Annotated in this window: 18 protein-coding genes; 7 read left to right on the top strand and 11 right to left on the bottom strand. The window is 39.2% G+C overall.

Annotation, left to right across the window (positions count from 1 at the left end; all coding sequences use genetic code 11):
• Nucleotides 1-3: 3 nt before the first annotated feature.
• Nucleotides 4-1326 carry a PhoH family protein gene (locus MHH31_RS07145; protein ID WP_025207279.1) on the bottom strand — a complete coding sequence of 441 codons (1323 nt, stop codon included), beginning with the start codon at nucleotides 1324-1326 and terminating at the stop codon, nucleotides 4-6.
• A 140-nt stretch (nucleotides 1327-1466) separates the two neighbouring features.
• Between MHH31_RS07145 and MHH31_RS07140 the strand changes: the two genes are divergently transcribed.
• On the top strand, nucleotides 1467-2084 hold the full coding sequence (locus MHH31_RS07140) for a YhcN/YlaJ family sporulation lipoprotein (protein ID WP_342495411.1): 618 nt from the start codon (nucleotides 1467-1469) through the stop codon (nucleotides 2082-2084).
• Nucleotides 2085-2394: 310 nt separating this feature from the next.
• Entirely contained in the window at nucleotides 2395-2625 is a 231-nt protein-coding gene (locus tag MHH31_RS07135) for a YlaI family protein (protein ID WP_096881360.1), read from the top strand.
• A gap of 29 nt (nucleotides 2626-2654) precedes the next feature.
• Here the strand turns inward: MHH31_RS07135 and MHH31_RS07130 are convergent, their stop codons facing one another.
• Nucleotides 2655-2978 carry a YlaH-like family protein gene (locus MHH31_RS07130; protein WP_007499841.1) on the bottom strand — a complete coding sequence of 108 codons (324 nt, stop codon included), beginning with the start codon at nucleotides 2976-2978 and terminating at the stop codon, nucleotides 2655-2657.
• A 54-nt stretch (nucleotides 2979-3032) separates the two neighbouring features.
• A complete protein-coding gene (typA, locus tag MHH31_RS07125) occupies nucleotides 3033-4871 on the bottom strand; it encodes a translational GTPase TypA (protein ID WP_012009833.1) in 1839 nt (612 codons plus the stop codon).
• 113 nt (nucleotides 4872-4984) lie between these two features.
• Between typA and MHH31_RS07120 the strand changes: the two genes are divergently transcribed.
• Both MHH31_RS07120 and MHH31_RS07115 read left to right on the top strand, forming a co-directional pair.
• A complete protein-coding gene (locus tag MHH31_RS07120; RefSeq protein ID WP_003211596.1) occupies nucleotides 4985-5164 on the top strand; it encodes a DUF5325 family protein in 180 nt (59 codons plus the stop codon).
• A gap of 273 nt (nucleotides 5165-5437) precedes the next feature.
• Nucleotides 5438-6073, top strand: a complete 636-nt coding sequence (locus tag MHH31_RS07115) for a hypothetical protein (protein WP_047946848.1) — start codon at nucleotides 5438-5440, stop codon at nucleotides 6071-6073.
• A gap of 43 nt (nucleotides 6074-6116) precedes the next feature.
• Here MHH31_RS07115 and MHH31_RS07110 read toward each other — a convergent pair whose 3' ends face one another.
• From MHH31_RS07110 to MHH31_RS07085, 6 genes are all read right to left on the bottom strand, one after another.
• Nucleotides 6117-6410 carry a zf-HC2 domain-containing protein gene (locus tag MHH31_RS07110; protein ID WP_025207277.1) on the bottom strand — a complete coding sequence of 98 codons (294 nt, stop codon included), beginning with the start codon at nucleotides 6408-6410 and terminating at the stop codon, nucleotides 6117-6119.
• The gene (locus MHH31_RS07105; protein ID WP_342495490.1) at nucleotides 6407-6925 is read right to left on the bottom strand and encodes a sigma-70 family RNA polymerase sigma factor; all 519 of its coding nucleotides are present in this window, start codon (nucleotides 6923-6925) and stop codon (nucleotides 6407-6409) included. The genes MHH31_RS07110 and MHH31_RS07105 overlap by 4 nt, the downstream gene beginning before the upstream one ends.
• Nucleotides 6925-7188: a hypothetical protein gene (locus MHH31_RS07100; RefSeq protein WP_047946851.1), complete on the bottom strand. Its 264-nt coding sequence runs from the start codon at nucleotides 7186-7188 to the stop codon at nucleotides 6925-6927. Before MHH31_RS07100 ends, MHH31_RS07105 begins: the two co-directional genes overlap by 1 nt.
• Nucleotides 7178-9031: a hypothetical protein gene (locus MHH31_RS07095; protein WP_342495410.1), complete on the bottom strand. Its 1854-nt coding sequence runs from the start codon at nucleotides 9029-9031 to the stop codon at nucleotides 7178-7180. Before MHH31_RS07095 ends, MHH31_RS07100 begins: the two co-directional genes overlap by 11 nt.
• 183 nt (nucleotides 9032-9214) lie before the next feature.
• Nucleotides 9215-10021: an inositol monophosphatase family protein gene (locus tag MHH31_RS07090; RefSeq protein WP_039168628.1), complete on the bottom strand. Its 807-nt coding sequence runs from the start codon at nucleotides 10019-10021 to the stop codon at nucleotides 9215-9217.
• Between the two features lie 133 nt (nucleotides 10022-10154).
• A complete protein-coding gene (locus MHH31_RS07085) occupies nucleotides 10155-10343 on the bottom strand; it encodes a hypothetical protein (RefSeq protein WP_008345085.1) in 189 nt (62 codons plus the stop codon).
• Nucleotides 10344-10629: 286 nt separating this feature from the next.
• Between MHH31_RS07085 and MHH31_RS07080 the strand changes: the two genes are divergently transcribed.
• A complete protein-coding gene (locus MHH31_RS07080; protein ID WP_045034227.1) occupies nucleotides 10630-11265 on the top strand; it encodes a DUF1054 domain-containing protein in 636 nt (211 codons plus the stop codon).
• A 226-nt stretch (nucleotides 11266-11491) separates the two neighbouring features.
• On the opposite strand, the gene MHH31_RS07075 is transcribed toward MHH31_RS07080, so the two are convergent.
• Complete coding sequence (locus tag MHH31_RS07075) at nucleotides 11492-11761, bottom strand: UPF0223 family protein (protein WP_008345089.1); 270 nt, start codon at nucleotides 11759-11761, stop codon at nucleotides 11492-11494.
• A gap of 190 nt (nucleotides 11762-11951) precedes the next feature.
• Between MHH31_RS07075 and MHH31_RS07070 the strand changes: the two genes are divergently transcribed.
• Nucleotides 11952-13424, top strand: coding sequence for an aminotransferase class I/II-fold pyridoxal phosphate-dependent enzyme (locus tag MHH31_RS07070; protein ID WP_138278475.1), 1473 nt, complete (start codon nucleotides 11952-11954; stop codon nucleotides 13422-13424).
• Between the two features lie 43 nt (nucleotides 13425-13467).
• Here MHH31_RS07070 and MHH31_RS07065 read toward each other — a convergent pair whose 3' ends face one another.
• Nucleotides 13468-13587, bottom strand: coding sequence for a GapA-binding peptide SR1P (locus MHH31_RS07065; protein WP_003212464.1), 120 nt, complete (start codon nucleotides 13585-13587; stop codon nucleotides 13468-13470).
• Between the two features lie 316 nt (nucleotides 13588-13903).
• Here MHH31_RS07065 and MHH31_RS07060 point away from each other — a divergent pair, with 316 nt between their 5' ends.
• Nucleotides 13904-14284: a hypothetical protein gene (locus MHH31_RS07060; RefSeq protein WP_223255627.1), complete on the top strand. Its 381-nt coding sequence runs from the start codon at nucleotides 13904-13906 to the stop codon at nucleotides 14282-14284.
• The last annotated feature ends 70 nt before the right edge of the window (nucleotides 14285-14354 follow it).

Here is a 14354-nt window from a genome sequence, read left to right as displayed (position 1 = left end):
GGACTATAATAAATCAGCTGCAAGCTGTGCAAGTCCAGACCTTTCTCCTTTGACAAGCTTGACATGTCCAGATATTTGCTGCCCTTTGAAACGCTCAATGACATATGTGAGCCCATTATTTAAGCTGTCTAAATAAGGGTGATCAATCTGCTCTGGGTCTCCCATCAGCACAATTTTACTTCCCTCACCAACCCGCGTTAATAATGTTTTTACTTCGTGTTTTGTTAAATTTTGCGCCTCATCGATAATGATAAATTGATCAGGGATACTTCTCCCGCGAATATACGTTAAAGCTTCCACTTGAATTGAACCGATGCCCGCTAGTATCGCATCGAGTTCACCAGGTTTTTTTGTGTTAAATAAAAATTCTAGGTTGTCATAGATCGGCTGCATCCACGGTCTGAGCTTCTCTTCTTTTTCGCCTGGCAAATACCCTAAGTCCTTACCGACAGGAACAATGGAGCGGGCCACGATGAGCTTTTTAAACATGCCGAGGTCCTCTGTCTGCATTAATCCAGCAGCAAGTGCAAGCAGTGTCTTTCCTGTTCCCGCTTTTCCGATAAGTGTCACAAGCGGAATATCGCGGCGTAAAAGTAACTCAAGCGCCATCGTTTGCTGGACATTTTTTGGGCGAATTCCCCAAATATGTTCTTGGTCATAAATAAGCCGTTTCACATGCTCTGCTTTTTGATCAAGCATCCCCAAAGCAGAACCACCCTCATTCCCCTTCATAATAACAAATTGATGAGGGTTTAATGGCGTTTGGGTAACGTCTTTTATCGGTAACTGATTTTGCTTATAAAATGTATTCAGCTGCTCAGTCGGAATATAGAGCTCGTGATAGCCGTTATCAATATCTTCATTTTGTAGCACTCGATCGCTTAAGAAATCCTCTGCTTGCAGACCAATGGCATCCGCCTTTACTCGCACTAGGACATCTTTGCTGACCAAAATGACAGGCCGGCCATCCGGTTTTGTTTCTTCCTCTAAGCTCAAATTCTTCGCAACAGCCAAAATCCGGTTATCGTTTGTTTTTTCGATGAAAATTTCTTGAAGCTCATGGAAAGAGCGATGATTCAGCTCAATACGCAGCGTTCCTTTTGACTCCAGCGTAATTTTTTCATGCAGTTTCCCTTTCGATCTCAACCCGTCGATTAAACGTGAGACACGTCGTGCATTTTGCCCAACCTCGTCCATATATCTTTTTTTCGAGTCTACTTCTTCTAACACTACGGCCGGAATCACGACCTCGTTGTCTTCAAATGAAAAGATTGAATTCGGATCCTGTAATAACACATTTGTGTCTAATACATAAATTTTACTCAGGTCCTTCGCCTCCTGATCGGGGTTTCATTCATCCTTGTCTTTCCAAAAACGATTGTTAAAATATATGTTTTCATGAATAAAGTTAGAAGGTTAATTCAACAATAAAATAAATCATGCAGTTTGTGAAGGAGGGAATACACATGCGACTATTTTTGACGTTATTCATGGTTCAAACCATTCTTTTATTAGGCGCTTGCCAGCATCAAGAGAAGCCTTTGGCACAAGAACATCAAGACGGAAACAAGCATTTAGTAAGAGTATCAGACTCATCCAAGAAAAACACTGACAAAGCCCGCCCATCAACAGATGTGGCAAAGCACCTAGTGAACGTGACTGAGCATGTAGCAGATGTAAATGACGCAACAGCGATCGTCATCGGCAAGTATGCTGTCGTCGGCATTGATGTAAAAGATGATTTAGATAGAAGCAAAGTTGAAACCATTAAATATTCAGTCGCCAAAGCACTGAAAAATGACCCAGAAGGTGCGAATGCTGTTGTCGTCGCTGACCCTGATACAGTGAGCCGTTTAAAGGAAATGGGCAAAGAAATACAAGCTGGCAGGCCAGTAAGTGGAATTATGGACGAACTAGCAGCTATTGTGGGCCGTGTTATGCCAGAAATGCCTCGAAATGAAATCTACCGTAACGAAATAGATCCGACAAATGATCCGAATCATCAGCTCAAACAACAAGATCAAAAGCAATTAGAAAAAAACCAAAATGATCAATCAAACCATCATATGAATCAGAAGAAATAATGAGAACGGCTTATATCTATTGTGATATAAGCATCAGATTGTTGACAAAGGGCTAAAATGAACTTTATTTTGGCTCTTTGTCTTCTTTTCAGCGTGATAGAAAACACCTTTGCAGTCTAGGAAGGACGAGTATCGGTGCGGAGCGAATTTGACATTCGTGAGCACCGAAGCGCAGGACTGACACCGAATGCGAGGGTTTGTCTACACGCTGCGGCTTATATCTCTTGTGATATAAGCCTTTTTTATGCTGATTTTAAGTGGCTCAAAAAACATGCTATAATGAAGGCATGACCAAAGTGAGGTGAAAATGATGAGAGTGAAGTGCTCATTATGTGAAAAGCTTGAAACCATTAATGATGATACACTTGTTGCTAAACGGTTAAGAAATCGACCGATTCATACATATATGTGCGATGACTGCCAACAAAGAATTAAAGTAAAGACAGAGGCACGCATCAAAACTGGCAGATTCTCTCTTTATCAAGATCCTGCGACGAAAGAGAAAAAGAAGAAAAAAGGAAAAAAAGAACAGAAGACATAAAAAAGACCTGACACAAGTTCAGGTCTTTTTTACGTACTTACTGTTCCTTCTTTTTTCGCACGATGCAGCCGTATTTTATAAATAATCAAAATGACAGCTGCCACAACCAGGCCTTCTGCGACTGGCAAGAAGATACCTAGAAATGTGAGAAACGTGCAACCAAAAATCAAAAACAAATAAATGACAAGTGCTTTTAAAATCGGTAAACGTCTAGCAAATCCGAGTTTAAAAACAATAATCGCTAAAACAAGGATGGTGCCATATAGGAGCCACATCCCTGTCTGCGGATTTTCATCGACACGAAACAGCATCGCGAAAAAGGATAGATTCTCACTTACTTCCTGATCATTCAAAAAGATTCCCTCCCCTTATCTTTCAGGGTTCTATCTTTTTAATTCTTCATGGAATTAAGATAATCCTGCTAGCTTTTTCTTCTTCGCTGCTTTCTCACGTTCGTTTTTATCTAAAATTTTCTTTCTTAAACGGATCGATTCCGGTGTAACCTCACAGTATTCGTCTTCATTTAAGTACTCAAGAGATTCCTCAAGTGACATAATACGTGGTTTTTTCATACTAACCGTTTGATCTTTTGTCGCTGAACGTACGTTTGTTTGTTGTTTCATACGGCTCACGTTGACAACAAGATCGTTTTCACGGTTATGCTCACCAACAATCATTCCTTGGTATACTTCAACACCCGGCTCAACGAAAATCACACCGCGCTCTTCAACGCCTTGGATTCCGTAAGCAGTTGCTTTACCTGTTTCCATTGAAACAAGTACACCTTGACGGCGTCCGCCAACTTGACCAGACTGCATCGGCTGGTAGCTGTCAAACGTATGGTTCAAAATACCAAAACCACGAGTTAATGAAAGAAATTCAGTTGTATATCCGATTAAACCACGTGATGGCACTGTAAAGATCAGGCGAACTTGACCATTACCATTATTGATCATGTCAATCATTTCACCTTTTCTTGCGCCCATTGATTCCATGATAGAGCCAGTGTGCTCTTCTGGTACATCAATTTGAACGCGCTCAACAGGCTCACATCGAACACCGTCAACTTCTTTTACAATAACTTCTGGCTTCGATACTTGCAGTTCAAATCCTTCACGTCTCATATTCTCAATCAGAATGGATAAGTGAAGCTCACCGCGTCCTGATACGACCCAAGCATCAGGTGAATCCGTTGGATCTACACGAAGACTTACGTCTGTTTGAAGCTGCTGTTCTAAACGCTCTTCAATTTTACGTGATGTCACGTACTTTCCTTCACGGCCTGCAAATGGGCTGTTATTCACAACAAATGTCATTTGAAGTGTCGGCTCATCAATACGCAGGATCGGCAAAGCCTCTTGGTGTTCTACCGGGCAGACTGTTTCACCTACGTTGATGTCTTCCATACCAGATACTGCGACAAGATCTCCAGCTTTCGCTTCATTGATTTCCACTCGTTTTAACCCTTGGAAACCAAAAATCTTTGTCACGCGGAATTGTTTTACACTGCCATCCACTTTCATTAGAGCAACTTGCTGTCCTACTTGCATCGTTCCTCTAAATACACGGCCAATTCCAATTCTTCCAACATAATCATTGTAATCAAGTAGCGCCACTTGGAATTGAAGCGGCTCTTCATGGTTGTCGACTGGGCATGGGATATGGTTGACAATCGCTTCAAACAACGATTCCATGTTTTCATCTTGCTTACTAGCATCGTTACTTGCTGTACCATTGATTGCTGATGCATATACAACTGGGAATTCAAGTTGTTCTTCTGTTGCATCCAATTCAATGAACAAGTCAATGACTTCATCGACTACTTCAGCTGGACGAGCAAAGTCACGGTCAATTTTATTGACAACAACAATTGGTGTTAAGTTTTGCTCAAGTGCTTTTTTTAGCACGAATCGTGTTTGAGGCATACAACCTTCATATGCATCCACAACGAGAAGTACACCATCTACCATTTTCATGATACGCTCAACTTCACCACCGAAATCGGCGTGTCCTGGTGTATCTAAAATATTAATGCGTGTATCTTTATAATGGATCGCAGTATTTTTAGCTAAGATCGTAATACCGCGCTCTCGCTCTAAATCATTTGAATCCATGGCTCTCTCAGCGATATTTTCATTCGCACGGAAAGTACCAGCTTGATGGAGCAATTGGTCAACAAGCGTCGTTTTACCATGGTCAACGTGGGCAATAATTGCGATGTTGCGAAGGTCTTTTCGAAGTTTCACATTTTCATCTCCTAAAATAATTAGATAACTTTCATATTATATCACAATCCCCTTTAAATGCCGATCGTTTTTCTGTAAACTTATATTAACTCTAAAAAAAGGGATGGAGACAAATGAAACAAATCAAATGGCTTCTATTATTATGTGCATTACTTGCGGTTGTCAGTATGGCGTTTATTGGGGTAACTCTTGCAGAAAAAAACGTGCTGGGTATTTGTCTAAGTATTGTGTTCGCCATGATTTTCATGGGTACAGGATTTACATTAAAACGAAAATTAAACGTACAATCATAAAATTTATGAAAAGCCTTTTACATTTTACATGTAGAAGGCTTTTATTTTGGGTAAAAACAAGACCAACCACCTATGTAACACTAATGATTCAACTAAAAATTTCATATAGTGTTGGCAAATCTAAGCAATCTGAACTCCTCCATTTTTCGACAAGAACTTTTATAGTTCTCCAAAATCAAACACAAAGTTACATTTTTCCTATTCTTCCACAAAGTTTCTCATGGTATGCTGTTCTTGCAACAAAATTTAACAGAAAAGGGAGAGAAAAGAAGCATGAAGAAGTTTTTGAGCAAATCGCTCAGCTCTGTTGTATTTTTCGCTTTAGCTATCATTTTTACTTTCACAACAGTAGCTCCTGGGCAAGCAAGCGCTGCAACTTTCAAAGGGATTCCTTTTGAGCAGCAACAAATTATTAAAGATTTATTGGAGAAAAACGAGCGTGTTATCAGCATTCTCATCAACTCATTTGTTGAGGAAGACAACAGCTACACATTTGATGTGAAAAAAGCTGTTGAGCTCGGTTTGACTGAAGAAGAAGCGGCGACTGCTGAGAAATTCTTAGATCGCGCAGCTGTTCTTACAATCGTTTTCAGTGAAAGCATCACTAAAAACGAAAAAGGAAAATTAGTTTTTGATGCAGAAAAAGCTGTTGAACTTGGTCTTACTAAAGAAGAAGCAACTAAATTCGAAAAGCTTTTCAAATCAGTGATCAAAATTGCTGATCTTGCTGGTGATGCACTTGTTCTAGACAAAAAAGGAAACGTTGTAATTGATTCTAAAATCGCTAAAGGTCTTGGATTCAGCTCTACTGAATTACTTGTTGTCAACCAATTGCTTAAGAAAATTCCTCAAGAGCAATTAAAAACGTTCTATGATGCAGTTCAAATTGCAAAAGAAAAATTGAACTAAGCTCAAAAACCCCCATCCGGTTCATCCAGATGGGGGTTCTTTCTTATATCCAATAAATCAAGAGCATGATGAGATAGACGATACTAAATACGATACTTGCCCGTAATAACAGTTTTCCATAGTAGCGCTTTTCAAACTTTCTTTTTTCTTCTTTTTCATCTATGAACGGTATGAAATCTGTTGACTTTGCAATAGACACTGGTTCTTTCATTTCTTCATATAGATGAAGGCATTTTTTGCATGAACGTAAGTGCTCATTCACTAATTGATTTGTTTCTTCACTCGTGTCCCCTTCTATATAAAGTGGTAATAGTTCTTCAATCAAATAACAGTTCATTTGTTGAACTCCTCACAATGTAGCTTTCGTTTCAGCTCTAATCTTGCTCGATGAAGGGTTGTCTTTACTTTAGATAAAGTCCAATTCAAAATTTCCGCTACTTCTTCATACGATAATTCCTGAATATCTCTTAAAATGAGGACTTCTCGGTAAGAATCCTTCAATTGATTGATATGGCTCCACAGCCTTTGAATATCAGCTTGAGTTTCTAAATGATCTTCAGGTGTCATGAATATCTGCTGCTCTAAAAAGTCAGCTTTTTCTATATCCGTAAAAGTTCGTTTTACTTTTCGGCGATAGTCGTTGACAAATGTATGATAAGCAATGGTGTAAAGCCATGTTTTAATGCTTGAATGTCCTTTAAAAGAGGATAATCCATGCAGTGCCTTGATAAATACATCCTGCGCAAGATCCTTGGCTGTTTTGACATTTCCCGTTCTGCGATATAAATATTTGGTGATTTCCTGAAAATATTCTTCATATATTTTTTCAATTTGATTGGTCGGTCTAGACATCAAAAATAAAACCACACAGTCATCCAAATTGATAAAACGATAAAAAAGAAGTATAACGAAGAAATAAACCACTTCATGCGTTTTAATTCGAGATAATCGCTCTGATCCTCAGTGTGGACAGGAGCAAACTCGTTTCCCTTAACAGAATGCTGAAACTGCTTTTCATGCGTCTTCATCCAGTTAGAAGCCTCTTCTCCAAGCTCCCCTTCCTGATACAATTCATATAAGTCTTGAAAGATGGCTTGTTTTTCTTTATCTGTCAAAACGTTGCACCTCTTTTGTTCGTCCATTTACTTCATATATTTTCCGCTCATTCGATCCGAAGGTTTGAATGATCACAAACCACGAAATGCTCATTTTCCCGTCTTTGTCGATCATTCTCACCGGCTTGATTTGTTTTTTATAGATGGCATAAGGTTCATACTTTTTGAGAACTTGCTGATAGACTTCATCACGTTCTTGATTCGATACCGTATGCGGTAAAGAAGAGTCTGATTGCCAATTCAACTCAATTCCATCGGCATCTCTCGTCACATGAAGTAAATTTGATGATCCGTGAAAAGTATATTGTTTGTGTTCACGAGTTCCTGTTTCTATCTTCACGTCTTTTGACTGTTCCCCTATCAATTCCAACAAATCTTCGTCACTGATATTTCCTTTTTTCTGTTGAAGAATCGCTTTTGATAGCTGTATTTTCAGCAATTCTTTCGTTGAACCATTAAACAGAAATTCAGATTGATCGGCTGTCTTTACCGCCACTTCATGCTGCCATTCAAAATAAAAAGCATCAACGTCTGTGATCTGGTAAGCTGGGGGCTGTAAATTTAACTTTTTATAAATACGATTTATTTTCGTTTTCATTTCTTTGTTTGTTAAATTGATCCCATCTACATCCTTCAATTGAAAGATGGCGTTCCCATATTGCGCTTGTCCAAGCGTCTCTTTTTTCCAGGTGGCAAACGCTAAGCTCTCATCTTTATTCTGAGACATTTTTGGCAAAAGAAGAACGCTTGTCTCCCCGTCTTCTTTTTCAACCACTACATGAATGCGGTCTAGATCAACGGATCGGCCGCTTCTTTCAAAAAATTCAATGGTTTTTTCCCTATATTCTTTATCGGTCAAATGCTGACCCTTTGCGCGACCATGATAAAAATAGCTGTTTAATTCACCTGTAAACGCAGAAACATTCACTTCATACTGATCGGCTGCAAACACGTAGTTATCAGAGATCGGCTGCTTAATAGTCGTTGAATATAATGAAATGTCCGCTGGTACAAACTTTGAAGCGAATGCTTTTGCACTTGCTTCAGATAAAGGGCGATATTCTTCTGAGAAAGTATCTGTCAGTTCCGTTTTAGTAAATTGAAACATGATATGTGGGAGATTTAGGATCGGGTTCAGCATTAGCATAAAAAAGACGACAATTCCCCAAGCACCCCACTGTCTCAACTTCACCTTGTTTTGTAGTAACGCACATAACAAATGTAATGTCATAAAGCTTCCTGCGGCCGCTACTAAAATCACAATGGATTTAAACGAAGATTGCAGCTCATGCTTCGAGATAGAAGGATAAAAAATATACAGCAGCGCAGCGAAAATCAGGCCATAGAAAAACAGCAATTCTTTCCACTTCTGATGCCAAAACAAACGAAAGAATAGGTAAAGTACCAAAGCGGCAAAGCCAATCATAAGCACAATGGTCATCAAATTTCTCCATACCAGCTCCGTATCACCGCTGAGAAAGAACTTTTTGCTTTCAACTAACACAATAAATACCGTTTGACATAAAGGCAGAAGTAACACAGATAAATCAAATGCAAAAAACATGCCCCTATTTTTTAAATAAGGAAGAGAAATCACATAGAAAAGTGATGCAAGCAAGACATATCCATAGATGAGAAATTGCATGAAATCTGTCAGCACTTCAAATGTTTCGATCGTATACTGTCTAGCTAGCACTTGGTGGATCATCTCAAGTGTCATACTCCCTAGCAGAACTACTCTTAATACGATTCCAGCATAAAATACATAACTACTCTTCTTTTCTTTCCATATGGGAAGTGTAATAAAAAGGACAAATAGTCCAAGCACACACCATTGAATCATGTGGATACTGTACTCATTTAAAATAAAAAACCTTTCAAAATGGAGGGATAAATCACTAAACAAATCAAACATCGCTACACAATCCTTTACTTCAAATTAAGGCCTCGCTCGTATAGACATTTGACTTGTCAAAAAGTTTCATCAAATACAAAAAATCACTTCATTCTCATGAAGTGATGTTGTTTATTTTTTATTTCCGCTTCCCTTTATGTAATCATGCAAGATTTTTTCACAGACGGATCGATTTCCAGCAACAATGCTATTTTTCTCTAGAAACGTCAAGCGTTCGCCGTGAATATTCGAGTAAACAGCGCCTACTTCATCAAGTAACACACATCCAGCCGCATAATCCCAAGGCGCTAACCTTAACGTGACATATGCATCGCTTCTTCCGCTTGCAATATAAGCTAGTTCAAGTGCAGCTGACCCAATCGTTCGTGTTCCTCTCACATCGCGTACGAGACGGGCAAACGGCTTAGCGTCAAAATGGGGGCTTTCAATCGCCCATGTTGGGTTAATGCCGACAATGGCTTTTTCAATGGCAACATCTTTTAAAGGCGGGAGTAAGGTATCGTTCATATACGCCCCTTCTCCTTTGACTGCATGATAGAGCTCGTCATGGATGACGTCATAAATAAGGCCGATTTTCCCCACACCATGTTCAAATATCCCAATTGAAATGGCAAAATTTCGTTTTTGATGGATAAAGTTCATGGTGCCATCAATTGGATCAATGATCCATACTATCCCGTCTAGAGAGGTCACTTCTTCCCCTTGGCCCTCTTCTCCTAAAATATGATGATCTGAAAATGTCGACTGTATCTTTTCAATGAAGAAACGTTCTGTTTCTTTATCGATGTTTGTGACAAGATCATTTGGATTTGATTTTGTTTCAATTGATAGACCTTCCTGCATGGATGCTTTAATGCGGCTACCCGCTTCTTTTACCCAAAGCTTTGCAAGTCGGTCAATTTCCACCCAGTTTGTCATCGGACTGTAAACCTCTTTTCTATGTAGTACCTATTTGTATTAGCATACTGATATTATGTACGTAAAAGCAAGAAAAAAGCAGCTTCATACAAAAACGAACCGATGAATTGGTTCGTTTTTACCTCACCTTGTTTTACCCTTGAAGCTGCTCCCATTCTTTTCTTAGGCGCTCAAGCTTTCGTTTGCTGCGTTCTACCTGGATATCATCTTTTTGCTCGATGGCTTCATGAAGCGTAGAAAGCTCATAATCAACCTCTAATCTCCACACAGCGATGCGATTCTTCTTCTCTTGTCTATACCCATGCTTCACGATTTGCTTCACTGGTCAACGCCCCTTCCAGAGAATGATTCATTCCTTGTCAGTTTTCATTGATAACAATACAATCGATAAGAGAAATGGTTCTTGCTTATATCGTATGAAGCGATCGCATAACCGCAACGACATTCTGAAAATTGTGTTTTTACCTATTTGTTATGTACCACAAAATCGAAGTTTTTAAACGCCGAATCAAGATCCCTGCTATCTTTCTCTTTAAAGTGCATCTTTTTTTGAGCTTGACCCAAGCTATGATAAAATATGATCAGCGAAAAGATACAGGAGGCATAACATGAGTGAAATGCGTTTTAGAGATGAAGATTTTGAAACATTCACAGTAGACGGTTTAGATGAACGTATGACCGTATTAAAAGAGAGAGTCCGTCCAAAGCTTGAAGCACTTGGTGAACATTTTGCACCGCTTCTTTCTTCTATTACAGGTGACGAAATGTTTGTCCACGTGGCAAAACATGCAAGAAGATCAGTCAACCCGCCAAATGACACTTGGGTGGCTTTCGCTAACAGTAAGCGTGGGTATAAAAAGCTCCCTCATTTTCAAATTGGGCTTTGGAAAACTCATGTATTTGTATGGTTTGCGCTCATTTATGAATCTCCAGTGAAAGGTGAATATGGGCAACTATTCGAAAAAGAGCTGGACACGATCCAAAAGAAAATACCGCAAGACTTTGTTTGGTCTAAGGATCATATGAAACCGGACGTCCTCCGCCACAGCGAACTTGATGCTGAACAGCTGAGAACACTATTTGAACGTGTTCAAACAGTCAAAAAGGCCGAACTCCTTTGCGGCATCCAGCTTCCTAGAGAAGAAGTTATTCAAATGAATAATGAAGAATTCTTATCAAAAATTGAAGATGCCTTCCGCACAGTAACTTATCTATACCGCTTTACACAAAAAGAATCTGTATAAAAAAACGAGCCTATGTTGGCTCGTTTCAGATTGTTGACAAAGGGCTAAAATGAACTTTATTTTAGCCCTTTGTCTTCTTTTCAGCGTGATAGAAAACCTTTGCAGTCTAGGAAGGATGAGCACTGGAGCGGAGCGAATTTGTCATTCGTGAGCACCAGCGCGCAGGACTGACAACGAATGCGAGGGTTTGTCTACACGCTGAAACGAGCCTATATTGGCTCGTTTTTCACATCCGTATCATAGCTGTTTCTTCAGCCTCTCTTGCACTTTTTACTGTGCGATAAGGGGAATACCCACTTCCCTTTTCAAACGCCGCACAATGCGTCTTTTCTTCTGCTTTTGATGGTACAACTTCTTTAAATCGTTTATAAGCCTCTAGTAACGCTTGTTTCGCAATTCCTGTTTCATAGGCTTTTTCAACGGCTTGAAAAAATGAAATGACCGCCATCTTTTCTTCAGTTGTCCAGTCGACGTCCATTGGATATTGATATTCCATTTACTTGTCCCTCACTTTAATCCACATTTCTTATTTGAACTTTTATTATAGCATCTGTTTGATCAGAATCCGATTGATTTTATGCTTTACATTCCGATCAGTTCATAATATAATTCTTTTGTTTTATGCAATGAAATCTGCTGTTATTGGGATAATAATAGCAGGTATTTCGATGAAGGTGGGAAAGCAATTGTCACAACATGATACACCCTTATACACTGGACTAAAAAAACACGCTTCAACCAATCCAGTCCAATTTCACATTCCAGGCCATAAAAAAGGAGCCGGAATGGATCCTGAATTTAGAGCATTCATTGGAGACAATGCATTAAGCATTGACCTTATTAATATAGAACCTCTTGATGATTTACATTCGCCTCGAGGAATGATCAAAGAAGCACAGGAGCTTGCAGCAGAAGCATTTGGTGCCGACCATACGTTTTTCTCTATACAAGGAACAAGCGGCGCGATCATGACAATGGTGATGACCGTCTGTGGCCCTGGAGACAAAATTATTGTTCCACGTAATGTCCATAAGTCGATTATGTCTGCTATTGTATTTTCTGGTGCAGTACCTGTTTTTATTCACCCGGAAATTGACAAAGAGCTTGGCATCTCTCATGGCATCACGCCAGAGTCAGCTAAAAAAGCGCTGACTAAACATCCAGATGCGAAAGGGCTGCTTGTGATTAACCCAACGTATTTTGGTATTTCAGCTGATTTAAAAACCATTGTAGAGATTGCTCATTCATATGACGTACCTGTTCTTGTAGATGAGGCACATGGTGTGCATATTCATTTTCACGATGAGCTTCCATTGTCTGCGATGCAGGCGGGAGCTGATATGGCAGCAACAAGTGTGCATAAACTTGGCGGCTCTCTCACCCAAAGCTCGATTTTAAATATAAAAGAAGGACTTGTTTCAAAGGATCGAGTACAATCTATTTTAAGCATGCTGACAACTACGTCTACTTCTTATTTGCTCTTAGCCTCCCTGGATGTCGCTAGAAAGCGATTAGCGACTGAAGGAAAGGCACTTGCAGATGAAGCCATTCGATTAGCTGAATCAGCAAGAACTCGTTTAAACGAAATTGAAGGCATTACTTGTATTGGTCAAGAAATTCTCGGTTCACCTTCTACTTACGATTATGACCCAACAAAATTAATCATCTCCATTAAAGACCTTGGACTCAATGGCCATGATGTGGAGAAATGGCTAAGAGAAAGCTACCGAATTGAAGTAGAGCTCTCTGACCTATACAATATTTTATGTATCGTGACGCCTGGCGATTGTGATGAGACGATTGATACGCTTGTAACGGCTATGAAGGAAATTGCGGCCACCTCTGCACGTCAAGGCGGAAAACAAGCCGTAACAGAAGTGTTACTGCCTGAGATCCCTTCGCTTGCGATGACGCCGCGTGACGCTTTTTACGCAACAACGGAAGTCATTCCATTTAAAGAAGCGGCTGGCCGAATCATTGCAGAATTTGTCATGGTTTATCCGCCTGGTATTCCTATTTTTATACCAGGAGAAATCATCACAGAAGAAAATATCTCCTATATCTTTAAAAATATCGAAATCGGTCTTCCTGTTCAAGGACCTGAAGATTCCACACTAAATATGATTCGTGTCATTAAAGAACAAAAAGCCATTTTATAAAAAAGAAACATGCAGCCCCAATTGGAGCTGCATGCTTTTTTATTTATTCAGAGGCTTCATCACAGCAATGACAGTGACCACATGTTCCATAAAGTGTTGTCACTTTTTCATTTTCAAATTGATCAATGGTTTCATTGCAATCTTGACAAATAATTGTACCCACGTACATTCCCCTTTTCTTTACTCAAAGTTTGAAAGCGTTTAATCTATTTCATATCTCTATAATATGATGTCACATTTAAGTTGTCAACGGTTAATTGTATGACACATTTAATCATTTTTTATAAAAATATGCTTTTTTCTCATCATATTGAGGAAACGTTTCAAATGTATTTTGCTTCATATCAATTCTGTAACAATTGAGTAACAATCGAAAATTGTCAAAAAGGACGTGATACACTAGAGTGACTAACAGGGAACTGGCTCCTAAAAATGTTGGTACAACCCCAAAGGATTTTGAGGTGAATAGATTGAATTTTATGAGGACCCTTCTCATTATATTCCCTATGCTCTTTGTACTTAGTTCATGCTCATTTGCGTATATCATACCGAATCAGACAGACCAGGTCAGTCATATTCAAAAGCCAAGAATTCTCTTTTTTACTGATGCAGAGAATCTTGATAAAGAAAGTCCTTATTATGACGCAGTGCTCGATTTAAAAAATGAATATCCGAAGGAAATGTCCAAGATGATTGTCAAAGAAGATCGTAAAGGCTGGAAAAATGAAGTAGACGAACTGCCGGCTATTTTACTTGTCAATAATGAAAAGGTCATTGTGAAGGTGGAAGGTAATGTCCGAAGTAAAGAGGATATCTTATCACCTATATGCCAAGCATTAGATCGAGTGAATACAAATTAACGATTCGACTTTGCACTTATATATCCATATGAAAAAAGCCCTCAGCTCATGAGGGTTTTTCTTTTTCAGC

Source organism: Bacillus sp. FSL K6-1033 (genome assembly GCF_038630765.1).
GTDB classification, from domain to species: domain Bacteria; phylum Bacillota; class Bacilli; order Bacillales; family Bacillaceae; genus Bacillus; species Bacillus altitudinis.
The sequence above is the reverse complement of the archived record's forward strand: the minus strand, read 5'-3'. Positions and strand labels throughout refer to the sequence as shown.

What these genes read in the sequence shown, in the direction of transcription:
- MHH31_RS07060 (WP_223255627.1), top strand. Translation starts at nt 13,904, where the DNA reads ATGAGGACCCTTCTCATTATATTCCCTATGCTCTTTGTACTTAGTTCA.
- MHH31_RS07090 (WP_039168628.1), bottom strand. Translation starts at nt 10,021, where the DNA reads ATGACAAACTGGGTGGAAATTGACCGACTTGCAAAGCTTTGGGTAAAA.
- MHH31_RS07120 (WP_003211596.1), top strand. Translation starts at nt 4,985, where the DNA reads ATGAAACAAATCAAATGGCTTCTATTATTATGTGCATTACTTGCGGTT.
- MHH31_RS07075 (WP_008345089.1), bottom strand. Translation starts at nt 11,761, where the DNA reads ATGGAATATCAATATCCAATGGACGTCGACTGGACAACTGAAGAAAAG.
- MHH31_RS07105 (WP_342495490.1), bottom strand. Translation starts at nt 6,925, where the DNA reads ATGTCTAGACCGACCAATCAAATTGAAAAAATATATGAAGAATATTTT.
- MHH31_RS07115 (WP_047946848.1), top strand. Translation starts at nt 5,438, where the DNA reads ATGAAGAAGTTTTTGAGCAAATCGCTCAGCTCTGTTGTATTTTTCGCT.
- MHH31_RS07135 (WP_096881360.1), top strand. Translation starts at nt 2,395, where the DNA reads ATGAGAGTGAAGTGCTCATTATGTGAAAAGCTTGAAACCATTAATGAT.
- MHH31_RS07140 (WP_342495411.1), top strand. Translation starts at nt 1,467, where the DNA reads ATGCGACTATTTTTGACGTTATTCATGGTTCAAACCATTCTTTTATTA.
- MHH31_RS07080 (WP_045034227.1), top strand. Translation starts at nt 10,630, where the DNA reads ATGAGTGAAATGCGTTTTAGAGATGAAGATTTTGAAACATTCACAGTA.
- MHH31_RS07110 (WP_025207277.1), bottom strand. Translation starts at nt 6,410, where the DNA reads ATGAACTGTTATTTGATTGAAGAACTATTACCACTTTATATAGAAGGG.
- MHH31_RS07095 (WP_342495410.1), bottom strand. Translation starts at nt 9,031, where the DNA reads ATGATTCAATGGTGTGTGCTTGGACTATTTGTCCTTTTTATTACACTT.